At 69.8% G+C, this 20,262-nt stretch carries 16 protein-coding genes; 9 read left to right on the forward strand and 7 right to left on the reverse strand.

From position 1 onward, the window contains the following. Positions 1 to 10: 10 nt before the first annotated feature. The 3 genes from AB0N16_RS17125 to AB0N16_RS17135 are packed head-to-tail and all read right to left on the reverse strand — an operon-like array spanning position 11 to position 2,782. A complete protein-coding gene (locus tag AB0N16_RS17125) occupies positions 11 to 922 on the reverse strand; it encodes an ABC transporter ATP-binding protein (protein WP_365797401.1) in 912 nt (303 codons plus the stop codon). After that, positions 919 to 1,827 carry an ABC transporter permease gene (locus AB0N16_RS17130; protein WP_365797403.1) on the reverse strand — a complete coding sequence of 303 codons (909 nt, stop codon included), beginning with the start codon at positions 1,825 to 1,827 and terminating at the stop codon, positions 919 to 921. Before AB0N16_RS17130 ends, AB0N16_RS17125 begins: the two co-directional genes overlap by 4 nt. Next, the gene (locus AB0N16_RS17135; RefSeq protein WP_365797877.1) at positions 1,817 to 2,782 is read right to left on the reverse strand and encodes an ABC transporter ATP-binding protein; all 966 of its coding nucleotides are present in this window, start codon (positions 2,780 to 2,782) and stop codon (positions 1,817 to 1,819) included. The genes AB0N16_RS17130 and AB0N16_RS17135 overlap by 11 nt, the downstream gene beginning before the upstream one ends. A 228-nt stretch (positions 2,783 to 3,010) precedes the next feature. On the opposite strand from AB0N16_RS17135, the gene AB0N16_RS17140 reads away from it, so the two are divergent. From AB0N16_RS17140 to AB0N16_RS17170, 7 genes are all read left to right on the forward strand, one after another. Beyond that, the gene (locus tag AB0N16_RS17140) at positions 3,011 to 3,361 is read left to right on the forward strand and encodes a hypothetical protein (RefSeq protein WP_365797879.1); all 351 of its coding nucleotides are present in this window, start codon (positions 3,011 to 3,013) and stop codon (positions 3,359 to 3,361) included. Further along, positions 3,358 to 5,118, forward strand: coding sequence for an SDR family oxidoreductase (locus tag AB0N16_RS17145; protein ID WP_365797405.1), 1,761 nt, complete (start codon positions 3,358 to 3,360; stop codon positions 5,116 to 5,118). The genes AB0N16_RS17140 and AB0N16_RS17145 overlap by 4 nt, the downstream gene beginning before the upstream one ends. Next, the gene (locus AB0N16_RS17150) at positions 5,115 to 6,065 is read left to right on the forward strand and encodes a MerR family transcriptional regulator (protein ID WP_365797407.1); all 951 of its coding nucleotides are present in this window, start codon (positions 5,115 to 5,117) and stop codon (positions 6,063 to 6,065) included. Before AB0N16_RS17145 ends, AB0N16_RS17150 begins: the two co-directional genes overlap by 4 nt. A 187-nt stretch (positions 6,066 to 6,252) precedes the next feature. Continuing rightward, positions 6,253 to 6,822 (forward strand): RNA 2'-phosphotransferase, encoded by a 570-nt coding sequence (locus AB0N16_RS17155; RefSeq protein WP_365797881.1) that lies wholly within the window; start codon positions 6,253 to 6,255, stop codon positions 6,820 to 6,822. An 18-nt stretch (positions 6,823 to 6,840) separates the two neighbouring features. Further along, positions 6,841 to 7,305, forward strand: a complete 465-nt coding sequence (locus AB0N16_RS17160) for a hypothetical protein (RefSeq protein WP_365797409.1) — start codon at positions 6,841 to 6,843, stop codon at positions 7,303 to 7,305. Between the two features lie 42 nt (positions 7,306 to 7,347). After that, entirely contained in the window at positions 7,348 to 8,250 is a 903-nt protein-coding gene (locus tag AB0N16_RS17165) for an LLM class flavin-dependent oxidoreductase (RefSeq protein ID WP_365797411.1), read from the forward strand. A 116-nt stretch (positions 8,251 to 8,366) separates the two neighbouring features. Further along, the gene (locus AB0N16_RS17170; protein WP_365797413.1) at positions 8,367 to 9,254 is read left to right on the forward strand and encodes a Cof-type HAD-IIB family hydrolase; all 888 of its coding nucleotides are present in this window, start codon (positions 8,367 to 8,369) and stop codon (positions 9,252 to 9,254) included. A 133-nt stretch (positions 9,255 to 9,387) separates the two neighbouring features. On the opposite strand, the gene cydD is transcribed toward AB0N16_RS17170, so the two are convergent. The 4 genes from cydD to hisC all read right to left on the reverse strand — a co-directional run bounded on the left by cydD (position 9,388) and on the right by hisC (position 17,211). Then, positions 9,388 to 13,224, reverse strand: a complete 3,837-nt coding sequence (gene cydD / locus AB0N16_RS17175) for a thiol reductant ABC exporter subunit CydD (RefSeq protein ID WP_365797415.1) — start codon at positions 13,222 to 13,224, stop codon at positions 9,388 to 9,390. A 104-nt stretch (positions 13,225 to 13,328) separates the two neighbouring features. Further along, positions 13,329 to 14,336, reverse strand: a complete 1,008-nt coding sequence (cydB, locus tag AB0N16_RS17180; RefSeq protein WP_365797417.1) for a cytochrome d ubiquinol oxidase subunit II — start codon at positions 14,334 to 14,336, stop codon at positions 13,329 to 13,331. An 18-nt stretch (positions 14,337 to 14,354) separates the two neighbouring features. Continuing rightward, a complete protein-coding gene (locus AB0N16_RS17185; protein WP_365797418.1) occupies positions 14,355 to 15,863 on the reverse strand; it encodes a cytochrome ubiquinol oxidase subunit I in 1,509 nt (502 codons plus the stop codon). A gap of 268 nt (positions 15,864 to 16,131) precedes the next feature. Next, positions 16,132 to 17,211 carry a histidinol-phosphate transaminase gene (gene hisC, locus AB0N16_RS17190; RefSeq protein WP_365797420.1) on the reverse strand — a complete coding sequence of 360 codons (1,080 nt, stop codon included), beginning with the start codon at positions 17,209 to 17,211 and terminating at the stop codon, positions 16,132 to 16,134. A 438-nt stretch (positions 17,212 to 17,649) separates the two neighbouring features. Here hisC and AB0N16_RS17195 point away from each other — a divergent pair, with 438 nt between their 5' ends. Beyond that, entirely contained in the window at positions 17,650 to 18,762 is a 1,113-nt protein-coding gene (locus AB0N16_RS17195; RefSeq protein ID WP_351748148.1) for a LacI family DNA-binding transcriptional regulator, read from the forward strand. A gap of 285 nt (positions 18,763 to 19,047) precedes the next feature. Next, the gene (locus AB0N16_RS17200) at positions 19,048 to 20,136 is read left to right on the forward strand and encodes a metallophosphoesterase (protein ID WP_365797422.1); all 1,089 of its coding nucleotides are present in this window, start codon (positions 19,048 to 19,050) and stop codon (positions 20,134 to 20,136) included. Positions 20,137 to 20,262: the final 126 nt, after the last annotated feature.

A 20,262-nucleotide genomic window follows, 5' to 3' on the forward strand; every position in this document is an offset into this window, starting at 1 on the left:
CTTCGGCCTCCTACGCCGCGACCAGATACGAGAACACGGATTCGAGGGACTCGTCGGACGGCGAGACCGTGAGCAGCCGGATGCCGTGGTCACGGGCAACTTTCGGCAGCAGGGCGGTGAAGCGGCCGAAGTCGACGGCCTGGATACGCAACGCGCCCTCGGTGAGGTCGACTTCGATGCCCGCGGTCGACGGATCGGCGATCAGCGCGGCCGCGAGGGTGCGGTCGTCGCTGGAGCGGACCAGGTAACGGTGCGGGCGGTCGGTCATCAGACGGCGGATCTTGCGGAAGTCGCCGCTGGCCGCGTGCCGTCCGGCGACCACCACCTCGATGTGCCAGGCCAGTTGCTCGACCTCTTCGAGGATGTGCGAGGAGAACAGCACCGTACGGCCCTCGTCGCCCATCTTCCGCAGCAGATCCATCAGCTGCATCCGCTGGCGCGGGTCCATGCCGTTGAAGGGCTCGTCGAGCAGGAGCAGCGAGGGGTCGTGGACCAGGGCGGACGCCATCTTCACGCGCTGGCGCATGCCCTTGGAGTACGTCGAGATCTTGCGGTCCTGCGCGTACTCCATCTCCACCGTGGCCAGCGCCTTCTGGGCGGCCTTGGCGCCGAGGCCGTGCAACTCGGCGTTGGCGACGACGAATTCGCGGCCGGTGAGGAAGTCGTACATCGCCTCGCGCTCGGGGACGATGCCGATGTGCTGGTAGATGGCCTCGTTGCGCCAGGTCGGCTGTCCGTCGAGGGTGACCGTGCCGGTGGAGGGGGCGAGGAAGCCGCCCATCATGTTGATGAGAGTGGACTTTCCGGCGCCGTTGGGTCCGAGCAGGCCGGTGACACCGGGGCCGATGGTCATAGTGATGTCGTTGACGGCGACCACGTTGCCGAACCAGCGGGAGACGTGGTCGATGGAGAGCGTGGTCACAGTCCCACCTTCTTGTAACGGCGCAGCAGCAGGCCATAGCTCGCGGCGATGAGGCCGAGGACGACGAGCACATACACCGCGCCCTGGGCGTGGGAGGGGCCGTCGCCGCCCGGGAAGGTGTTGGTGCCACCGAGGAGCGCGGTGCTCAGGCCGCCGATGAGGGTGACCGGCGAGAACAGGCCGATCCACGCGATGGCACCGGTGCTGCCCTGGGAGTCCGCGATGGCCTGGAGGGTGGAGACCGCGCCGTAGGAGATGGTCAGTACGGCGATCACGGCGGCGATGCCGAAGCCGCGGCGGGGCGTGATCGAGGCGATGACCAGGCCGATACCGGCGAACAGCAGGGACAGCAGCGCCACCGAGACCAGTCCCTGGCCGAACCCCTTGGACTGGTGGGCGAAGTCCATCTTGGACAGCAGGGCGCCCACGTACAGCACGACCAGCGGGGCGCCGGTGAGGATGAACAGTGCCGAGGCCAGGGCGGCGAACTTGGACTGGACGTAGTCGGCGGTCTCGATGGGCCGCGAGAAGTACAGCGGGATGGTCTTGAAGCGCAGGTCGCGGGAGACGGCCTGGGGTGCCTGCGAGGCGACGTACAGGCTGATGACGGCCTGCATGATGATCGCGTACCGCGTGTAGGACACCGGCAGGTCGTGCGCCTTGGTGGCGACGGCCACGGCCACCATGATGGCCGCGGGCACGCACATCACCGCGAACAGCAGCATCGGCAGCACCTTGGACTTCACCGAGCGGCCGAGGCCGTAGGAGCCGCGCAGGGTCTGCGAGTAGAGGGAGCGGCGGGCGTAGCCGCGGCCCAGGCGCGGGCCGTCGTAGCCGCGGTAGCCGATGTCGTGGATACGGGACTGGTCACCCGCGGGGGTGGCCAGAGGCTGCTCAACCGCCATGGACGGCCGCCTCCTTCCGCTGCTCGTCGCTGCTGGTGAACACTTCGGAGATGTGGTGTCTGCGCTGCTCCATACGCACCAGGCCGAGGCCGAGATCGGCGACGACGTCACGTACCAGGTCGTACGTCTCCTCGCCCTGGGCGGTGAGCAGCAGGATGTGGCCGGCGCCGGGGAGGCCGCCGCCCTCGTGGTTCGTCTCCACCCCGCGCGCGTGCAGCGCGTCGCGCAGCGCGCGGGTGCCGTCGGGGTGCGCGTCGCTGTCGGTGACCTCGATGGCGAGGACGGCCGTGGACTGGGTGAAGTCCGTGGTGGAGCTCGAGCGCAGCAGCTTGCCGCCGTCGACGACGACCACGTGGTCGCAGGTCCGCTCCAGTTCGCCGAGCAGGTGCGAGGTGACCAGGACCGAGATGCCGAAGTCGGTGTGGATACGGCGGATCAGGCCGAGCATCTCGTCGCGGCCGACCGGGTCGAGGCCGTTGGTCGGCTCGTCCAGGAAGACCAGTTGCGGGTCGTGCACCAGCGCCTGGGCGAGTTTCACGCGCTGCTTCATGCCGGTCGAGTAGCCGCCGATGGGGCGGTACCGCTCCTCGTAGAGCCCGACATGGCGCAGGGTGTCGGCGGTGCGCTCGCGCGCGGCGGCGGGCGGCAGGCCGGACATGCGGGCCATGTGCACGACGAACTCGGTGGCCGAGACGTCGGGCGGCAGGCAGTCGTGCTCCGGCATGTACCCCACCCGCTCACGGATGGCGGCACCCTTGGTCGCCACGTCGAGGCCGAGCACCTCGGCTCGGCCCTCGCTCGCGGGGGACAGACCCAGCAGGATCTTGATCAGGGTGGACTTGCCGGCGCCGTTGGCTCCGACGAGTCCGGTCACACCGGGTCCGATGTCCACGGACAGCCGGTCGAGCGCGGTCACCCGGGGGAACCGCTTGCTCAGGCTTTCGGTCGCGATCACAGTCACGCCATCGAAGGTAGTGATGTGGACCACGGAGGTCGTCAGACCCGAGAGCCGTCTTCGCATCACTCTGGAGTATTACGGGACCCTAGGGGATCCCCTGCTTGAGAGCTACGCAGAGTTATCCACAGGCCTTGCACCACCTATTGACGTCACCTCTAACAACTGTCACATTCACCAGTGTCAAGTTACGGACGCGTACCGCAGTCGATGGGGACGGGGCGGATGATGACGACAGCGCACGACGTACTCTCCGAACGCGCCGCGGAGCTCCAGGGTTTCCGGCGGGTGCAGCGACTCGCGTACGAATGCGCGGAGGCGGTCGCGGCCCGGCTGGAGCCCGGCATCACCGAGCGCGAGGCGGCCCGGATGCAGCGCGACTGGCTCCGCGCCCGTGGCGTACGGGACTGGTTCCACCTCCGGGGCACGGGAGCCAAGTTCGAGGAGATCCTCGTGGTCACCGACTCCCGGGACCCCGAGCAGAGCGCCTTCTGGCTGGACGACGATCTGCCATGGGGGTCCCCCCGCGCGAGGTCGTTCGAGCGTGGGGGAGTGCGGCGCTGGGCGGAGGACAAGTGACGGCACTGAAGGGCGCACGCGAGCGCCGGGTGCACACCGGCGGCATCGAACTGTGCGTGGCGGAGCTGGGCGACCCGGCACAGCCGACGGTCGTCCTCGTCCACGGCTACCCGGACAGCAAGGAGGTCTGGTCCGAGGTCGCGCCCCGCCTGGCCGAGCGCTTCCACGTGGTGCTGTACGACGTCCGGGGCCACGGCCGCTCGACCGCACCGCAACCGCTGCGCGGCGGCTTCACACTGGCCAAGCTGACCGACGACTTCCTGGCGGTGATCGACGCGGTCAGCCCGGACCGCCCGGTGCACCTCGTCGGCCACGACTGGGGCTCGGTGCAGTCCTGGGAGTTCGTCACCGTGGGCCGCACGGAAGGCCGTATCGCCTCCTTCACCTCGATGTCCGGGCCGTCCCTCGACCACTTCGGACACTGGATCAACGCGCGCGTGAAGCGCCCGACACCCCGCCGGGTGGGCCAACTCCTCGGCCAGGGCGCCAAGTCCTGGTACGTGTACCTGCTGCACACCCCCGTCGTCCCCGAACTGGCTTGGCGCGGCCCGCTCGGCAAGGCCTGGCCGGGAATCCTCCGACGAGCCGAGAAGCTCCCCGCCGGGGACTACCCGACCGGCTCCCTCCGCTCCGACGCGGCGCACGGTGCCTGGCTCTACCGCGACAACGTACGGCCCCGGCTGCGCCGCCCACGCGAGGACGCGTACGCACACGCGCCCGTGCAGCTCATCACGCCCCTGGGCGACGCGTTCCTCTCCGCGCGGCTGTACGACGACCTGGAGCGCTGGGCACCCCAGCTGACCCGCCGCACCCTGCCCGACAAGCACTGGGTCCCGCGTACCCGCCCGGACCAGGTGGCGTCCTGGATCGAGGAGTTCGTGATCTCCGTCGAGGACGGCCGGGGCACCGAGCCGAAGCGGGCGGACCGCCATGCCCAGCGGTTCGGCGGCCAGTTGGTGCTGGTCACCGGGGCGGGCAGCGGCATCGGCCGGGCCACGGCGTTCGCGTTCGCGGAGGCGGGCGCGCGCGTGGTGGCCGTGGACCGGGACGCGGAGGCCGCCGCCCGCACCGCCGAGCTGTCCCGGCTGATCGGAGCGGCGGACGCATGGGCCGAGACGGCCGACGTCTCCGACGAACAGGCCATGGAGAAGCTCGCCGAGCGGGTCCACCGCGAGCGCGGGGTCCTGGACGTACTGGTCAACAACGCCGGCATCGGCCTGGCCGGCTCGTTCCTCACGACGACCACGGAGGACTGGCGCAAGGTCCTGGACGTCAACCTCTGGGGCGTGATCCACGGCTGCCGTCTGTTCGGCGCGCGGATGGCGGACCGCGGCCAGGGCGGCCACATCGTGAACGTCGCCTCGGCGGCCGCCTTCCAGCCGTCACGGGTGTTGCCGGCCTACAGCACCTCCAAGGCGGCGGTCCTGATGCTGTCCGAGTGCCTGCGCGCCGAACTCGCCGCTCAGCGCATCGGCGTAACCGCGATCTGCCCCGGCATCGTCAACACCAACATCGCGTCGACCGCCCGCTTCACAGGGGTCGACGAGGAGGAGCAACGACGGCGGCAGAAGCGCTCGGCCCGCTGGTACGGGATGCGGAACTACCCGCCGGAGAAGGTGGCTTCAGCGATTCTGGAGGCGGTGGAGCACAACAGGGCGGTGGTGCCGGTGACACCGGAGGCGCGAGGGGCTCGGACGCTGTCGCGGGTGGCGCCGGGGGTGCTGCGGAGAATCGCGAGGATGGAGCCGAGACTGTGACGGCCGACCACCCACCGCACAGGACGTACCGCATCGAAGACCTGGCCCACCATTCCCGGACCAGCGTCCGCACCATCCGCGCCTACCAGGACAAAGGCCTGCTGCCCCGCCCGGAGCGCCAGGGCCGCGCCAACCTCTACTCCGACGCCCATCTCACCCGCCTCCACCAGATAGCCGACCTCCTCGCCCGCGGTTATACCCTCGCCTCCATCAAGGAACTCCTCGGTGCCTGGGACACCGGCCGCGGCCTGGCCGGCGTCCTCGGCCTCGTCACCGAGGCCGAGGGCCCCTGGACCGACGAGGAACCGGCCCGTCTCTCCCGCGCCGACCTGGACGCCCGCTTCGGCGGCACCCCCGACGACACGGCCGTGGCCGAGGCCGTGGCACTCGGCGTCCTGGAACCGGTACCGGGCGACCCCGACTCCTTCCTGGTCCCGAGTCCCCAGGAGCTGGCCGTGGCAGCCGAGTTGCACGCTGCCGGGGTACCGCTCACCGCGATCTCGGACCACCTGCGGGAGTTGAGGACCCAGGTGGAGCACATCGCCGCCCGCTTCCTCGAGTTCACCACCGAGCACGTCTTCGCCCGCTACCTCGACGACCCGCACCGCCGCACCGACGCGAAAGCGGCCGAAGCGGCGTCCCTGGTGCGGCGCCTGCGCCCGCTCGCCCAGCAGACGATGGACGCCGAACTGGCCCGGGCCATGCGCCTGTTCGCCACTCGCGAGGTGCGCCGGCGACTTGGTGCCGGGGAGCAGCCGAAGTCCCGGGAGGAGACGCGTACCGTGTCTCTCCCCGCCGACACGATTCAGGCCGTACGGCGCCTGGTTGGCCCGGACCATATCGCCGAGTTCATCGCACTGGCCGCCGAACGAGAGGCACGCGCACGCCGCTTGGACGCGCTGGCCGCACATCACAACCCTGTTACCGATCTTGACGAACCATCCTGAATCGCCCAGCGGTTGTCCACAGCGCTGTCAATTCCCTTGTGGATAACCGAACTTGGTTGTGGATCAAACCTCCGCCAAAAAATAACTGCGTGATCCGTGTCTCTCCCGGCACGCTGGTGGTGTGAACGACAAGAAGAGCCACAGAAGGAACGACAGAACGAACGACGTACAGAACGACAAGCCTGATATCGGACAGAACGACAAGGGGTGGGACGACCGGCGCACCGTGAAGGTGTCGAAGTACCTCTCGAAGCACCTGCGCCACCAGCCGGAACGCATCGGGCTCACGCTCGACGAGGCCGGCTGGGTGGAGATCGACACGCTGCTCGCGGCGGCAGCGGCACACGGCTTCCCGGTCACCCGCGAGGAACTCGACCACGTCGTCGCCGCCAACGACAAGCAGCGCTTCGCGATCGAAGGCGCCCGGATCCGCGCCAGCCAGGGCCACAGCATCGACGTCGAGCTGGGACTGCCCCCGGCGACCCCGCCGCCGTACCTCTACCACGGGACCGTCGCCCGGTACCTGGACGCGATCCGGACCGCAGGTCTCCGCCCGATGAGCAGGCACGACGTGCACCTGTCGGCCGACCGCGAGACCGCCACCCGGGTCGGTGCCCGGCGCGGCCGCCCGGTCGTGCTGTCGGTGGACGCGGGCGCGATGCACCGGGCCGGCCATGTCTTCCACGTCAGTGCGAACGGGGTGTGGCTGACGAAGGCCGTACCGCCGGAATACCTGCGCTTCCCCGACCCGCACTGACCCCGCATGATGGCTGGTATGGACCAGAGTGACCGCAGGGACCACCTCCCCACGACCGAGGCGGCCGTGACCGTTCTCCGAGCGATCGCCGCCGAGGGCGGCCGCGAGATCGAGGTGACGCACGACATCGGCGCGGACCAGACCTCCCGGCGCAGCGCGGCGGGCTTCGGGGTCACCGCGGACCCGGACGGTTCGCTGCCGCACGAGGCATACGCCGAGTTCGGCGGGGTGCCCCGGGTGAGCGTGCGGCTCTACCCGGACGACGACGCGCTGATCACGGTGGAGGGCGTCGAGTTCCACGACCTCCCGCGCGACGACGTGCCGGCCTTCCTCCGCGCCGTCTTCGGCGGGCTGGCCCATGTCCGCGCCCGCCGTTTCCCGCCGACGGCCTCGCTGGTCGTACCGCTGCCCGGGGACCGTACGTACAAGGAGCACCTGGCCGCGAGCTTCCTCACGCCGTGGCTGAACAGCCGCATACGGTGACCGTTTCGTCCGCTGTCGGTGTGGCCCCTTAGTCTCGGACGCATGAGTCTGCGCCTGAGCACCGTGATCCTGCCGTACCGCCGCTGGAGCGAGGGCGGCCGTGCCGCCTGGACGCGGGCCGAGGAGCTGGGGTTCCACACCGCGTACACCTACGACCACCTGTCGTGGCGGAGTTTCCGGGACGGCCCGTGGTTCGGCGCGATTCCGACGCTGACCGCCGCCGCGTCCGTCACCGACCGGCTGCGTCTGGGCACGCTGGTCACCTCGCCGAACTTCCGGCATCCGGTGACGCTCGCCAAGGAGCTGATCTCCCTCGACGACATCTCGGGCGGTCGGGTGACGCTGGGTATCGGCGCCGGCGGCACCGGCTTCGACGCCACCGCGCTGGGCCAGGAGCCGTGGACCGCACGCGAGCGCGCCGACCGGTTCGCCGAGTTCGTGCCGCTGCTCGACCGGCTGCTCACCGAGGACTCGGTGACGTCCGAGGGCGAGTTCTACTCGGCCCACGAGGCGCGGGACATTCCGGGTTGTGTGCAGCGGCCCCGGCTGCCCTTCGCGGTCGCGGCCACCGGCCCGCGCGGGCTGAAGCTGGCCGCGCGGTACGGACAGGCGTGGGTGACCACCGGCGATCCGAAGCTGTACGAGAACGGCACGCCCGAGCAGTCCGTCGAGGCGCTGCGCGGTCAGACGGCGAAGCTCGGCGAGGCCTGCGCGGCGGTCGGCCGGGACGCGTCGGAGCTGGAGAGGATCCTGCTCACCGGCTTCACGCCGGACCGTGCCCGGCCGCTGGAGTCCCTGGACGCCTTCGTGGACTTCGCGGGCCGTCACCAGGAACTCGGCTTCACCGAGCTGGTGATCCACTGGCCCATCCCCGACTCGGACTTCGCGGCCGAGGAGAAGACCTTCGAGCGGATCGCCATGGAGGCTCGGGCCCAGCTGGCCTGAGACCTACGGGCGGGGGCCGAGGTGGGTGGGCCGAGGTGGGCGCACAGGGCCGGGGAGGCGCTTCGGGAGTCGTCTGTGTCTCATCTGCGCGGAGCACCGCACTGGCGTGCGAGCACATGCGCGAGAATGGCCCGGTGACCTCAGCGACCCGACAGCCCGAGACCTCTGCCTTCACGACTCCCCCCCGGCTGATCGCCACCGATCTCGACGGCACCCTGCTGCGGGACGACAAGTCGGTCTCGCCGAGGACGGTCGCCGCGCTGGCCGCCGCCGAGGAGGCGGGCATCGAGGTCTTCTTCGTCACCGGCCGCCCGGCCCGCTGGATGGGCGTCGTCAGCGACCACGTCCATGGCCACGGCCTGGCAATCTGCGGCAACGGCGCCGCCGTGGTCGACCTGCACGGCGGCCCCGGCGCCCACCGCTTCGTGAAGGTGCGTGAACTGGCCAGGGAGAACGCGCTGGACGCGGTACGGCTGCTGCGCGACGCCGCGCCCGGCACGGTGTACGCGGTCGAGCAGACGTACGGCTTCCACCAGGAGCCGGCCTATCCCAAGCTGCACCTGGAGACACCGGACCATCTGCTGGCCGCCGAGGAGATCCTGGCGGCCGACGGCCCGAGCGCCGGCGAGCCCGTAATCAAGATCCTCGCCTACCACCCCGACCTCGACCCCGACGCCTTCCTCGCCCTCGCCCGCCTCGCCGTCGGTGAGCGCGCCAACGTCACCCGGTCCAGCCCCAGCGCCCTCCTGGAGATCAGCGGTCCGGGGGTCTCCAAGGCCAGCACGCTGGCCCTGGAGTGCGCCGAGCGCGGCATCTCGCACGAGGAGGTCGTGGCCTTCGGCGACATGCCCAACGACGTCGAGATGCTGACCTGGGCCGGGCAGTCGTACGCGATGGGCAACGCCCACCCCGACGTGATCGCCGCCGCCTCCGGCCGCACGGTCGCCAACAACGAGGACGGTGTGGCGGTCGTGATCGAGCAGTTGCTGGCCGCGCACATCTGAAGCCACCGGATGCGGTACGGCGCTCACCGCCGCCATCGCTACGGCACCCACCGCCGCCATCGGTACGGCGCTCACCGCCGTCTCGGGTACGGCACAGCCTGCCGGTTCCGGTTTCGGTGCGGCGCCTGCCAGGTCACCCTCGTCCCGCCCCTGTCGGGGCCGATACCGGGGCTGTGACGGCTGTCGCCGCCTCCCGCTCCGCCATCCCCCGCAACGGGCCGGCCACGGCGGCCAGCTCCGCGTACGGCCCGCGCTGCACCACCCGGCCCTCGTCGAGCACGATCACCTCGTCCACGGCCTCCAGGCCCGCCAGCCGGTGGGTGATGAGCACGGTCGTACGGCCCTCGGTGGCGGCCAGCAGATCCGCGGTGAGCGCGTCCGCCGTCGGCAGGTCGAGATGCTCGGCGGGCTCGTCCAGGACGAGCACCGGGAAGTCCGCGAGCAGCGCGCGGGCGAGCGCCAGCCGCTGCCGCTGGCCGCCGGACAGCCGGGCCCCGTGCTCGCCGACCAGGGTGTCCAGTCCGTCGGGCAGCCCGTCCACCCAGTCCAGCAGCCGGGCTCGGCCCAGCGCGTCCCGCAGGTCCTCCTCGGTGGCGTCCTTGCGGGCGAGCAGCAGGTTCTCGCGAACGGAACTGTCGAAGAGGTGCGCGTCCTGGGCGCACAGCCCGACGAGCCGCCGTACGTCGTCGCTGTCCATGTCGTACGCGTCCACGCCGGCCAGCGAGTAAGAGCCCGCGTCCGGGTCGAGGAACCGCAGCAGGACCTGGGCGAGGGTCGTCTTACCGGAGCCGGAGGGACCGACCACGGCGATCCGTCGCGCCTCGTGGAGGGTGAGGTCGAGCCCGGCGAGCGCGTCCCGACGCTGGCCCTCGTGGCGGGCGGACAGGCCCTTCAGTACGACGGGGAAGGGCGCGGCGGGCGCCTGGCGCGGCCGCTCGGGCTCCCGAACGGGCTCGGGCGCGTCCAGCACCTCGTAGACGCGCTCGGCACTCTTGCGCACCCGCTGCCGGTGCCGCACGGCGAGCGGGAGTCCCAGTACGGCCTCGAAGGCGGCCAGCGGCGTGAGCACGACGACCGCCATCGCCACCCCGCTCAACCGGGCGTCGGCGACCCCCTGGGCGCCCAGCAGCGCCGTGGCCGCGACGGTCAGGCCGGTCAGCAGAGCGGTCAGTCCGTCACCGAGCGCGGTGGCGGCGGCGGCCCGCGAGGCGATCCGGGTAAGCGTGCCGTCGGCCTGCCGGGTGTCGTCGGTACGGGCGGGCAGCGCGCCGGCGACGGTCAGTTCGGCGGTGCCGGTGAGCAGGTCGGTCACCCGGGTCGCGAGCAAGCCGCGGGCGGGTGCCAGCCGCTGCTCGGCGCGTCGGGCCACCGCGGAGGTCACCAGCGGAACACCGACACCGGCCGCCAGCAGCCCGACGGCCAGAGCGGCGCCCGCCTCGGGCAACAGCCAGGCCGTGAACCCCACGGCCCCGGCGGACACGGCCACCGCGACCCCGGCGGGCAGCAGCCACCGCAGCCAGTAGTCCTGCAGGGTGTCCACGTCGCCGACGAGCCGGCTGAGCAGATCCCCGCGCCTGGTCGCCCGAAGCCCGGCAGGTGCGAGTCGTTCAAGGCGCCGGTACACGGCAACCCGGGTGTCGGCCAGCATCCGCAGGACGGCGTCGTGCGACACGAGCCGCTCGCTGTACCGGAACACGGCCCGTCCGATGCCGAAAGCCCGCGTGGCCGTCACGGCGACCATCAGATACAGCACCGGCGGCTGCTGCGAGGCCCGTGAGATCAACCACCCGGAGGTCGCCATCAACCCCACAGCGCTGCCGAGCGCGAGAGCCCCCAGCAGAAGCGCGAGCGACAACCGCCCCCGCCGAGCCCCAGAGGCCGCACGAACCCGCCCCAGAACACCCTGCTGAGCCCCAGCCACCGACTTCCCCGAGCCCTCCGCGGAAAGACCGACCCGCCCCACCAAGCCACTCCCGGACAGACCGAGCCCCTCCACCGACCCACTTCCCGACCGACCAGGCACTTCGATCTGCCCGAGCAAGTCCGTCGACCCGCTTTCCAGCCCACCAAGCAACTCCGCCGAACCGCTTTCCAGCCCACCGAGCAACTCCGCCGAACCGCCTTCCAGCCCACCGAGCAACTCCGCCGAACCGCCTTCCAGCCCACCGAGCAACTCCGCCGAACCGCCTTCCAGCCCACCGAGCAACTCCGCCGGTCCGCTTTCCAGCCCACCGGCCTGCTCGATCGCCTCGCCTTCCCATCGACCGAGTCGGGTGGTGGGTGGGCGAAGGGGTTGGAGGTCCAGGGGGCGGAGCCCCCTGGGGGCCTCGCTGCCCGAGAGTGTCACCACCCGGTCTGCCGCAGCGAGCAGGGCCGGCCGGTGCACCACCAGCAGCACCGTCCGCCCCGCGGCAAGCCGCCGTACCGCCGCCACAACCTCCGCCTCGGTCGCCCCGTCCAGCGCAGCCGTCGGCTCATCCAGCAACAGCACAGGCCGGTCCGCAAGGAACGCCCGCGCCAGCGCCAGCCGCTGCCGTTGCCCGGCGGACAATCCGGCCCCGTCCTCACCGAGCACGGTCCCCGCGCCCTCCGGCAACGCGTCCACGAACTCCAGCGCCCCCGCGTCCCGCAACGCCCGCCGTACCGCCGCGTCGTCCGCGTCGGGACGCGCGAGCCGTACGTTCTCGGCGATCGTCCCGGCATACAGATGGGGCCGCTGCGGCACCCACGCGATCCGCGACCGCCACGCCTCCAGGTCCACCTCGCCGAGTTCGGCTCCCCCGATCCGCACCCGGCCGGCCATCGGCCGCACGAACCCCAGCAGCACGTTCAACAGCGTCGACTTGCCCACCCCGCTCGGGCCGATCAGTGCAACGGTCTCGCCGGGTTCCACGGTGAACGACACGTCGGTCACCGCGTCCGCCGAGCGATCCGGGTAGCGGACCGTCACTCCTTCGAAGGCCAGGGCAGCATCAGAAGGGATCTCCCCCGCACCGGACGCCGGCACCGGCGTCTCCAGCACCGCGAAGATCTCCTCCGCCGCCGCGAGCCCCTCCGCCGCCGCGTGGAACTGGGCACCCACCTGCCGCAGCGGGAGGTACGCCTCGGGCGCCAGCACCAGAATGACCAGCCCGATGTACAGGTCCATATCGCCGTGCACCAATCGCATACCGATGGTGACGGCGACCAGCGCCACCGACAGCGTGGCCAGCAGTTCCAGCGCGAAGGAGGAGAGAAAGGCGATCCGCAGGGTCCGCATGGTTGCCTGCCGGTACTCGCCGGTGATCCGGCGGATGGACTCGGCCTGTGCCTTGGCGCGCCCGAACACCTTCAGCGTGGGCAGTCCGGCGACCACGTCCAGGAAGTGGCCGGACAGCCGGGACAACAGCCGCCACTGACGGTCTGTACGGGACTGGGTGGCCCAGCCGATCAACACCATGAAGAGCGGGATGAGCGGCAGAGTGCCGACGATGATCGCCGCGGACACCCAGTCCTCGGTGACGATCCGGGCGAGCACCGCGACCGGTACGACCACCGCCAGCCCCAACTGGGGCAGATAGCGGGAGAAGTAGTCGTCGAGAGCGTCGACGCCGCGCGTGGCGAGGGTGACCAGCGACCCGGTCCGCTGACCGCTCAGCCAGCCGGGACCGAGCGCCACCGCACGGTCGAGAAGCCGCCCCCGCAGTTCCGACTTGACGGCCGCGCTCGCCCGGTGCGCGGCCAGTTCAGTCAGCCAAGAGACCAGCGCCCGGCCGAGGGCGACTGCCGCCAACAACAGCAGGGGAGTGCGGAGTTCGGATACCGAATGGCCATGCTGGAAGGCGCCGACCACCACTTCGGCGACGAGCATCGCCTGGGCGATGACCAGTCCGGCCCCGACCGCACCGAGGCCGACGACCGCGATCAGGAAGAGACGAGTGGCTCGGGCGTAGCGCAGCAGGCGCGGATCGATTGGTTTCACGTGAAACATGCCCTTCGGTCCGGAGTGGGTGTTTCACGTGAAACACCCACTCCTTGGACTCATACGGACTCAGTGCAAGGCCGATGCGGGGTGGGAGCCGACTCCGTGCCGGCTCAGTGCGCGGCTTCGGCTGCGATGTGCTGCGTACCGATCCGCTTGCGGAACACCCAGTACGTCCACCCCTGGTAGAGCATGACGAGAGGTGTGGCGATCGCCGCGAGCCACGTCATGATCTTCAGGGTGTAGGGGCTCGACGAGGCATTGGTGACCGTAAGGCTCCAGTCCGCGTTGAGCGACGACGGCATGACGTTCGGGAAGAGCGACAGGAAGAGCATCGCCACGGCGGCCACGATGGTGATGCCGGACAGGGCGAACGCCCATCCCTCACGGCCCCGCAGGTTGGCCCCGAGCGCGGCGACCAGCGCGGCGACCGCCACCACCAGGGCCACCAGGCTCTTGCCGTCTCCACTGTCGACCTGCGTCCACAGCAGGAAGGCCAGCGCCAGGAGGGCGGCGAGCAGACCGACCTTGGTCGCCAGCTTCCGCGCCCGTACCCGGATGTCACCCACGGTCTTGAGTGCGGTGAACACCGCCCCATGGAAGGTGAACAGGGTCAGCGTCACGAGTCCGCCGAGCAGGGCATGCGGGTTGAGCAGGTCCCAGACGGTGCCGACGTACTCGAAGTGCTGGTCGATCTTCACGCCCCGCACGATGTTCCCGAAAGCCACGCCCCACAGGAACGCCGGGATCAGCGAGGTCCAGAAGATCGCGGTCTCCCAGTTGCGCTGCCATTTCTCCTCGGGCCGCTTCGCCCGGTATTCGAAGGCGACCCCCCGGACGATCAGACAGACCAGGATGACCAGCAGGGGCAGATAGAAGCCGGAGAAGAGCGTGGCGTACCACTCGGGGAAGGCGGCGAAGGTCGCGCCGCCCGCGGTGAGCAGCCACACCTCGTTGCCGTCCCAGACCGGGCCGATCGTGTTGATCAGCACCCGCTTCTCGGGCCGGTCACGGGCGAGCAGCTTGGTGAGGATGCCGACCCCGAAGTCGAACCCCTCCAGGAAGAAGTAGCCGGTCCACAGGACGGCTATCAGGACGAACCAGACGTCGTGAAGTTCCATGACTGCGTCTCCCTCGGCCTAGTACGAGAAGGCCATCGGCTTGTCGGCGTCACGCGCCTCGCCGCCGATCTTCGTGGGCGGGTTGAGGTCGTCCTCGGTGAGCTCGGGCGGGCCGGCCTTGATGTACTTCACGAGCAGCTTGACCTCGACGACGGCGAGGACGGCGTAGAGCGCGGTGAAGGTGATCATCGAGATGAGGATCTCGGCCTGGGAGACACCGGGGGAGACGGCGTCACGGGTCTGCAGGACGCCATAGACGACCCAGGGCTGACGGCCCATCTCGGTGAAGATCCAGCCCCAGGAGTTGGCTATCAGCGGGAAGCCCAGCGTCCAGATCGCCACCAGCCAGTACAGCCTGCCGAGCTTCGGGCTGAGGGCCTTGTTCTTGAAGAGGACAAGATGCGGCACCTCGTCCTCACCGACCCGCAGATGCTGCGGCAGCATGAACTTCTTGCGGGTGAGCCAGAGTCCGGCCAGGCCGATGGCGAAGGACGCCATGCCGAAGCCGATCATCCAGCGGAACGCCCAGAAGGTGACGGGGATGATCGGGCGGTAGTCGCCCGGACCGTACTTCTGCTGCTCGGCCTTGTTGGTGTCGTTGATGCCGGGGACGTACGAGTTGAAGTCGTCGTCGGCCAGGAACGACAGCAGGCCGGGGACGGACAGTTCGACGGTGTTGTGGCCCTTGCTCACGTCCCCGTAGGCGAAGATCGAGAAGGGCGCCGGCTTCTGGCCGTCCCACAGGGCCTCGGCGGCGGCCATCTTCATCGGCTGCTGCTTGAACATGACCTTGCCGAGGGTGTCACCGCTGATCGCGGTGAACATGCCGGCGATGACGACGGTGACCAGACCCAGCCGCAGCGAGGTCTTCATCACGGTGATGTGCTTCTTGCGGAACAGGTGGAAGGCGGCGATGCCGACCATGAACGCGCCGCCGGTCAGGAAGGACGCGGACAGCGTGTGGAAGGCCTGGGCCAGCGCGGTGTTCTGGGTGAGAACGGCCCAGAAGTCGGTCAGTTCGGCGCGCCCCTTCGCCTTGTCGATCTTGTACCCGACGGGGTGCTGCATCCAGGAGTTGGCCGCGAGGATGAAGTACGCGGACAGGATCGTGCCGATGGAGACCATCCAGATGCAGGCCAGATGGATCTTCTTGGGCAGCTTGTCCCAGCCGAAGATCCACAGTCCGATGAAGGTGGACTCGAAGAAGAACGCGATCAGCGCCTCGAAGGCGAGCGGGGCACCGAAGATGTCACCGACGAACCGCGAGTAGTCCGACCAGTTCATGCCGAACTGGAACTCCTGCACGATGCCGGTGACCACACCCATCGCGATGTTGATCAGGAAGAGCTTGCCCCAGAACTTGGTCGCCCTGAGGTACTTCTCCTTCTCCGTGCGCACCCATGCGGTCTGCAGTCCGGCCGTGAGGGCGGCCAGTGAGATCGTCAGCGGGACGAACAGGAAGTGGTAGACGGTGGTGATGCCGAACTGCCAACGCGCCAATGTCTCCGGCGCCAGGGCCAGGTCCACGTCGTCAGCCTCCTTACGTCGCCGTAGTGCAGCGGCAGGTTGCCCCTTTTGTCGCAGACATCGCGGATCAAAAGGGACACGCTTGTGAATGCATTCACATTCACAAGCCATTATGACGTACGGATTTTCAACGCAGGCAGGGGGGTCCTGTCTTCTCCGTCACGTCGCCCCACCGGCCTCGGTTTCACGTGAAACCCATACGCAACGGGGCCGCCTCGACAGCGACCCCGTGCGTGTGGAACTGGCCTACTGCTGGAGCTTCTTGCGGCTAGAACTCCTTGCGGAAGTTCTCCGCCGCCTTCACGAAGATGTCGTTCGCCTCGGTCTCCCCGACCGTCACCCGGACACCCTCGCCCGGGAACGGCCGGATGACCACGCCATGCTCCTCACAGAGCTGCGCGAAGGCCGTCGTACGCTCCCCCAGCCGCAGCCACACGAAGTTTGCCTGGGTCTCCGGAACCGTCCAGCCCTGGGCGCGAAGCGCCCCGACCACACGCTGCCGCTCGCACACCAGCGAGCCGACCCGGCCGAGCAACTCGTCCTCCGCCCGCAGTGAGGTGATCGCCGCCTCCTGGGCGAGCTGGCTCACGCCGAACGGCACCGCCGTCTTACGCAGCGCGGCCGCCACCGGCTCATGGGCGATCGCGAAGCCGACGCGCAGCCCGGCGAGGCCATACGCCTTGGAGAAGGTCCGCAGGACACAGACGTTCGGTCGTTCCCGGTAGATCTCGACGCCGTCGGGTACCTCGGGGTCGCGGATGAACTCCCGGTAGGCCTCGTCGAGCACCACCAGCACATCGCCGGGGACCCGGTCCAGGAACCGCTCCAGCTCGGCCCGCTTCACGACCGTGCCGGTCGGGTTGTTGGGGTTGCAGACGAAGATCAGGCGGGTGCGGTCGGTGATCGCGTCCGCCATCGCGTCCAGGTCGTGCACGTCGCCGGGCGTGAGGGGCACCTGGACCGAGCGGGCACCGCTGATCTGCGTGATGATGGGGTACGCCTCGAAGGACCGCCAGGCGTAGATCACCTCGTCGCCGGGGCCACTGGTCGCCTGGATCAGCTGCTGGGCGACTCCGACCGAGCCGGTGCCGGTGGCCAGATGGCCGAGCGGGACGCCGAACCGGTCCGACAGCTCGTTCATCAGTGCCGTGCACGCCATGTCCGGGTAGCGGTTGAAGGCGGCGGCGGCCGCGGTCACGGACTCCATCACGCCGGGCAGCGGAGGATACGGGTTCTCGTTGGAGGAGAGCTTGTAGGCGACCGGGCCGTCCGCCGCGGCAGGCTTGCCCGGCTTGTAGGTGGGGATACCCTCCAGCTCGGCGCGCAGCTTGGGGCTCGTCTCGCTCACCACAGTCCTCCTCGCGACCACCGACGGAACCGTCCGCACCGCCGGCATCCAATACTGCTCACCTTATGAGGATTCGGCTCCGCTGCGTACAGCAGCGGAGCAGGCCCGTAGGCGGCGACCTGACCTCATCCGTCCCACCGGCATCACGGGCATCACCGCACGAAGGCGCATTTTTCGGGGGCGCGCCCTACATATATCTACGCGCCGGTGGCTCGCGCCGTGGCGCGCATCACCCGTGAAGGTGAGTTGAGACCTCTTCGAGACATGGGGCACTTGGCAGGCCCATACGTGCCGACACGTCACGTCTCCCCATTGGATCGTTCAACTGACTTTCTTTCTAAGGTAGTTGACCCCCTTTGCCCTTGCAGAAACGTGCCTGTCAACGCGTGCATATGCGTCCGCACTACCCCACCGCATGAGCCCTACTATCGGCTCGCCATGACAGCAGCAGGGAAGCACCAGGTGAGCCGCGCGGAAACCTCTCGGCGAGGCAGCCGGCCGGGCCGGGCGGGCATCAGAGATGTGGCCGCCGCCGCCGGAGTCTCCATCACGACCGTCTCCGACGCCCTGAACGGCAAGGGCCGGCTCCCGGACGCCACCCGGCGCCACGTCCGCGAGGTCGCCGACCGGCTGGGGTACCGCCCCTCGGCCGCCGCCCGTACCCTCCGTACCGGCAAGTCGGGACTCATCGGCCTGACCGTGACGACGTACGGGGATGAACCTTTCACCTTCACGGAGTTCGCGTACTTCGCCGAGATGGCACGGGCCGCCACCTCCGCCGCGCTCGCCCGCGGCTACGCCCTGGTGATCCTGCCCGCGACCTCACGCCACGACGTGTGGTCGAACGTCGCCCTGGACGGCACGGTCGTCATCGACCCCTCCGACCAGGACCCGGTGGTCAGCGAGCTGGTCCGGCAGGGACTGCCGGTGGTCTCCGACGGCCGCCCGGCCGGCTCGCTCCCGGTCACCGCCTGGGTGGACAACGACCACGAGGCCGCCGTACTCGGCATCCTCGACCATCTCGCCGACGCCGGCGCCCGCCGGATCGGCCTCCTCACCGGCACCACGACGGACACGTACACCCATCTGTCCACCACCGCCTATCTGCGCTGGTGCGAACGCGTCGGCCAGGACCCGGTCTACGAGGCCTACCCGGCGCACGACCCCTGTGCGGGCGCCGTCGCCGCCGACCGGCTGCTGGCCCGCCCGGACCGCCCCGACGCCGTCTACGGCCTCTTCGACCCCAACGGCACCGACCTGCTCGCCGCAGCCCGCCGCTACGGGCTGCGCGTGCCGGACGACCTGCTCCTGGTGTGCTGCAGCGAGTCGACCGTGTACGCCAACACCGAGCCGCCCATCACCACGCTCTCCCTGAAGCCACGCCGCATCGGGACAGCGGTGGTGCAGCTGCTCATCGACGCGATCGAGGGAGTGGAGTCGGACCAGCCGGTCGAGCAGGTGATACCGACCGAACTGATCGTGCGTACCTCCTCCCAGCGACGCCCGCAGCGCACCACGGTCAGCCCGCCTCGGGCACCGGAGGAGGAGTAGCACGGACGGCCCGTACGCACGCACGGCCGATCCGTACGCACACGGAGGCGGCCGACGCGCCTGCCGGGCGTCGTCGAGTGACGGCCGGCAGGTGAACGGCGGGTGGTCGAACCCCTGCCCAATCGGGGCGAAAGCCGCGCTGAACTGGAGTCCTGCTCCGATTCACCACCCCTGGGTCATCACACGGCGCGACGGGCGTTCCTATGATGGGCGCACGACACCGCGGGCCGCTGCGACCAGGCAGTCCGAAGCGGTGCAGATGCGGCGCGATGGTGGAGGGGTCTGATGACTCAGGGGGCCGGTCAGGGACCCGAAGCGGAACGGACGGCGGCGTTGCGCGACTTCCGGGTGCCCGCGTACGTCAACGAGACCGGTCCGTACGTCCAGAGCACCCACCCCGGCGACGTCGCACCGGCGCTGGACGAGCCGTACCCCGACGGATATCCCGAGGGGTACACGCCCACCCAGCGCGATCTGCCCGTCATCAACCGCGGGGACACGCTCCAGATGCCCGTGGACCCGGCCACCGCCCCGGCCGCTCAGCTCGCGGCGGGTCCCGGCCCGCTGTACGTGGTCGGGGACGTGCACGGCTACTTCGACGAGCTGATCGACGCGCTGCGGGAGCAGGGGCTGATCGACGCGGACGGGCACTGGTGCGCGGGCACGGCCCGGCTGTGGTTCCTCGGCGACTTCACCGATCGGGGACCGGACGGGATCGGAGTCATCGACCTGGTGATGCGGCTGTCCGCCGAGGCGGCCGCGGCCGGCGGCTACTGCAAGGCTCTCATGGGCAACCACGAGCTGCTGTTGCTCGGTGCCAAGCGGTTCGGCGACACCCCCGTCAACTCCGGCGCGGGTACCGCCACCTTCCAGGCGGCCTGGCTGCTCAACGGCGGCCAGAAGACCGACATGGACCGGCTCCAGGACCACCACCTCCAGTGGATGGCCCGCCTGGACGCGGTCGAGGAGGTCGACGGCTATCTGCTCGTCCACTCCGACACCACCGCCTACCTCGACTACGGCGACTCGATCGAGGCGGTCAACGACACGATCCGCGAGACCATCACGCGAAACGACGCGGACGAGGTCTGGGATCTCTTCCGTAAGTTCACCAAGCGGTTCTCCTTCCGGGACGAGGGAGGTGCAGACGCCGTCCGTTCCCTTCTCGATACGTACGGCGGTACCCGCATCGTTCACGGGCACAGCCCGATTCCCTATCTGCTGGGCGACGTCGGCTCCGAGGACGGCGAAGAGAACACCGGCCCCGTCGTGGAAGGACCGCACGTCTACGCGGACGGGCTCGCCATCGCCATGGACGGCGGAGTGACCATGGCCGGAAAGCTGCTGGTCAGGCAACTTCCGCTGGACGTCTGAGCGTTCGGCACGCTGTTCTGTACCCCGATGTCACACGCGGGCCACCCCCAATTTCCGGCAACCCCCTGTCACCGCGTGCCTTAACGGCTCTACCATCGGTTTATCCGTAGCAGGCTCCCCTCCGTT

Source organism: Streptomyces sp. NPDC051105 (genome assembly GCF_040682795.1).
Classification (GTDB): domain Bacteria; phylum Actinomycetota; class Actinomycetes; order Streptomycetales; family Streptomycetaceae; genus Streptomyces.

What these genes read in the sequence shown, in the direction of transcription:
- AB0N16_RS17130 (WP_365797403.1), bottom strand. Translation starts at nt 1,827, where the DNA reads ATGGCGGTTGAGCAGCCTCTGGCCACCCCCGCGGGTGACCAGTCCCGT.
- AB0N16_RS17140 (WP_365797879.1), top strand. Translation starts at nt 3,011, where the DNA reads ATGACGACAGCGCACGACGTACTCTCCGAACGCGCCGCGGAGCTCCAG.
- AB0N16_RS17160 (WP_365797409.1), top strand. Translation starts at nt 6,841, where the DNA reads ATGGACCAGAGTGACCGCAGGGACCACCTCCCCACGACCGAGGCGGCC.
- AB0N16_RS17165 (WP_365797411.1), top strand. Translation starts at nt 7,348, where the DNA reads ATGAGTCTGCGCCTGAGCACCGTGATCCTGCCGTACCGCCGCTGGAGC.
- AB0N16_RS17170 (WP_365797413.1), top strand. Translation starts at nt 8,367, where the DNA reads ATGCGCGAGAATGGCCCGGTGACCTCAGCGACCCGACAGCCCGAGACC.
- cydD (WP_365797415.1), bottom strand. Translation starts at nt 13,224, where the DNA reads ATGTTTCACGTGAAACCAATCGATCCGCGCCTGCTGCGCTACGCCCGA.
- cydB (WP_365797417.1), bottom strand. Translation starts at nt 14,336, where the DNA reads ATGGAACTTCACGACGTCTGGTTCGTCCTGATAGCCGTCCTGTGGACC.
- AB0N16_RS17195 (WP_351748148.1), top strand. Translation starts at nt 17,650, where the DNA reads ATGACAGCAGCAGGGAAGCACCAGGTGAGCCGCGCGGAAACCTCTCGG.
- AB0N16_RS17200 (WP_365797422.1), top strand. Translation starts at nt 19,048, where the DNA reads ATGACTCAGGGGGCCGGTCAGGGACCCGAAGCGGAACGGACGGCGGCG.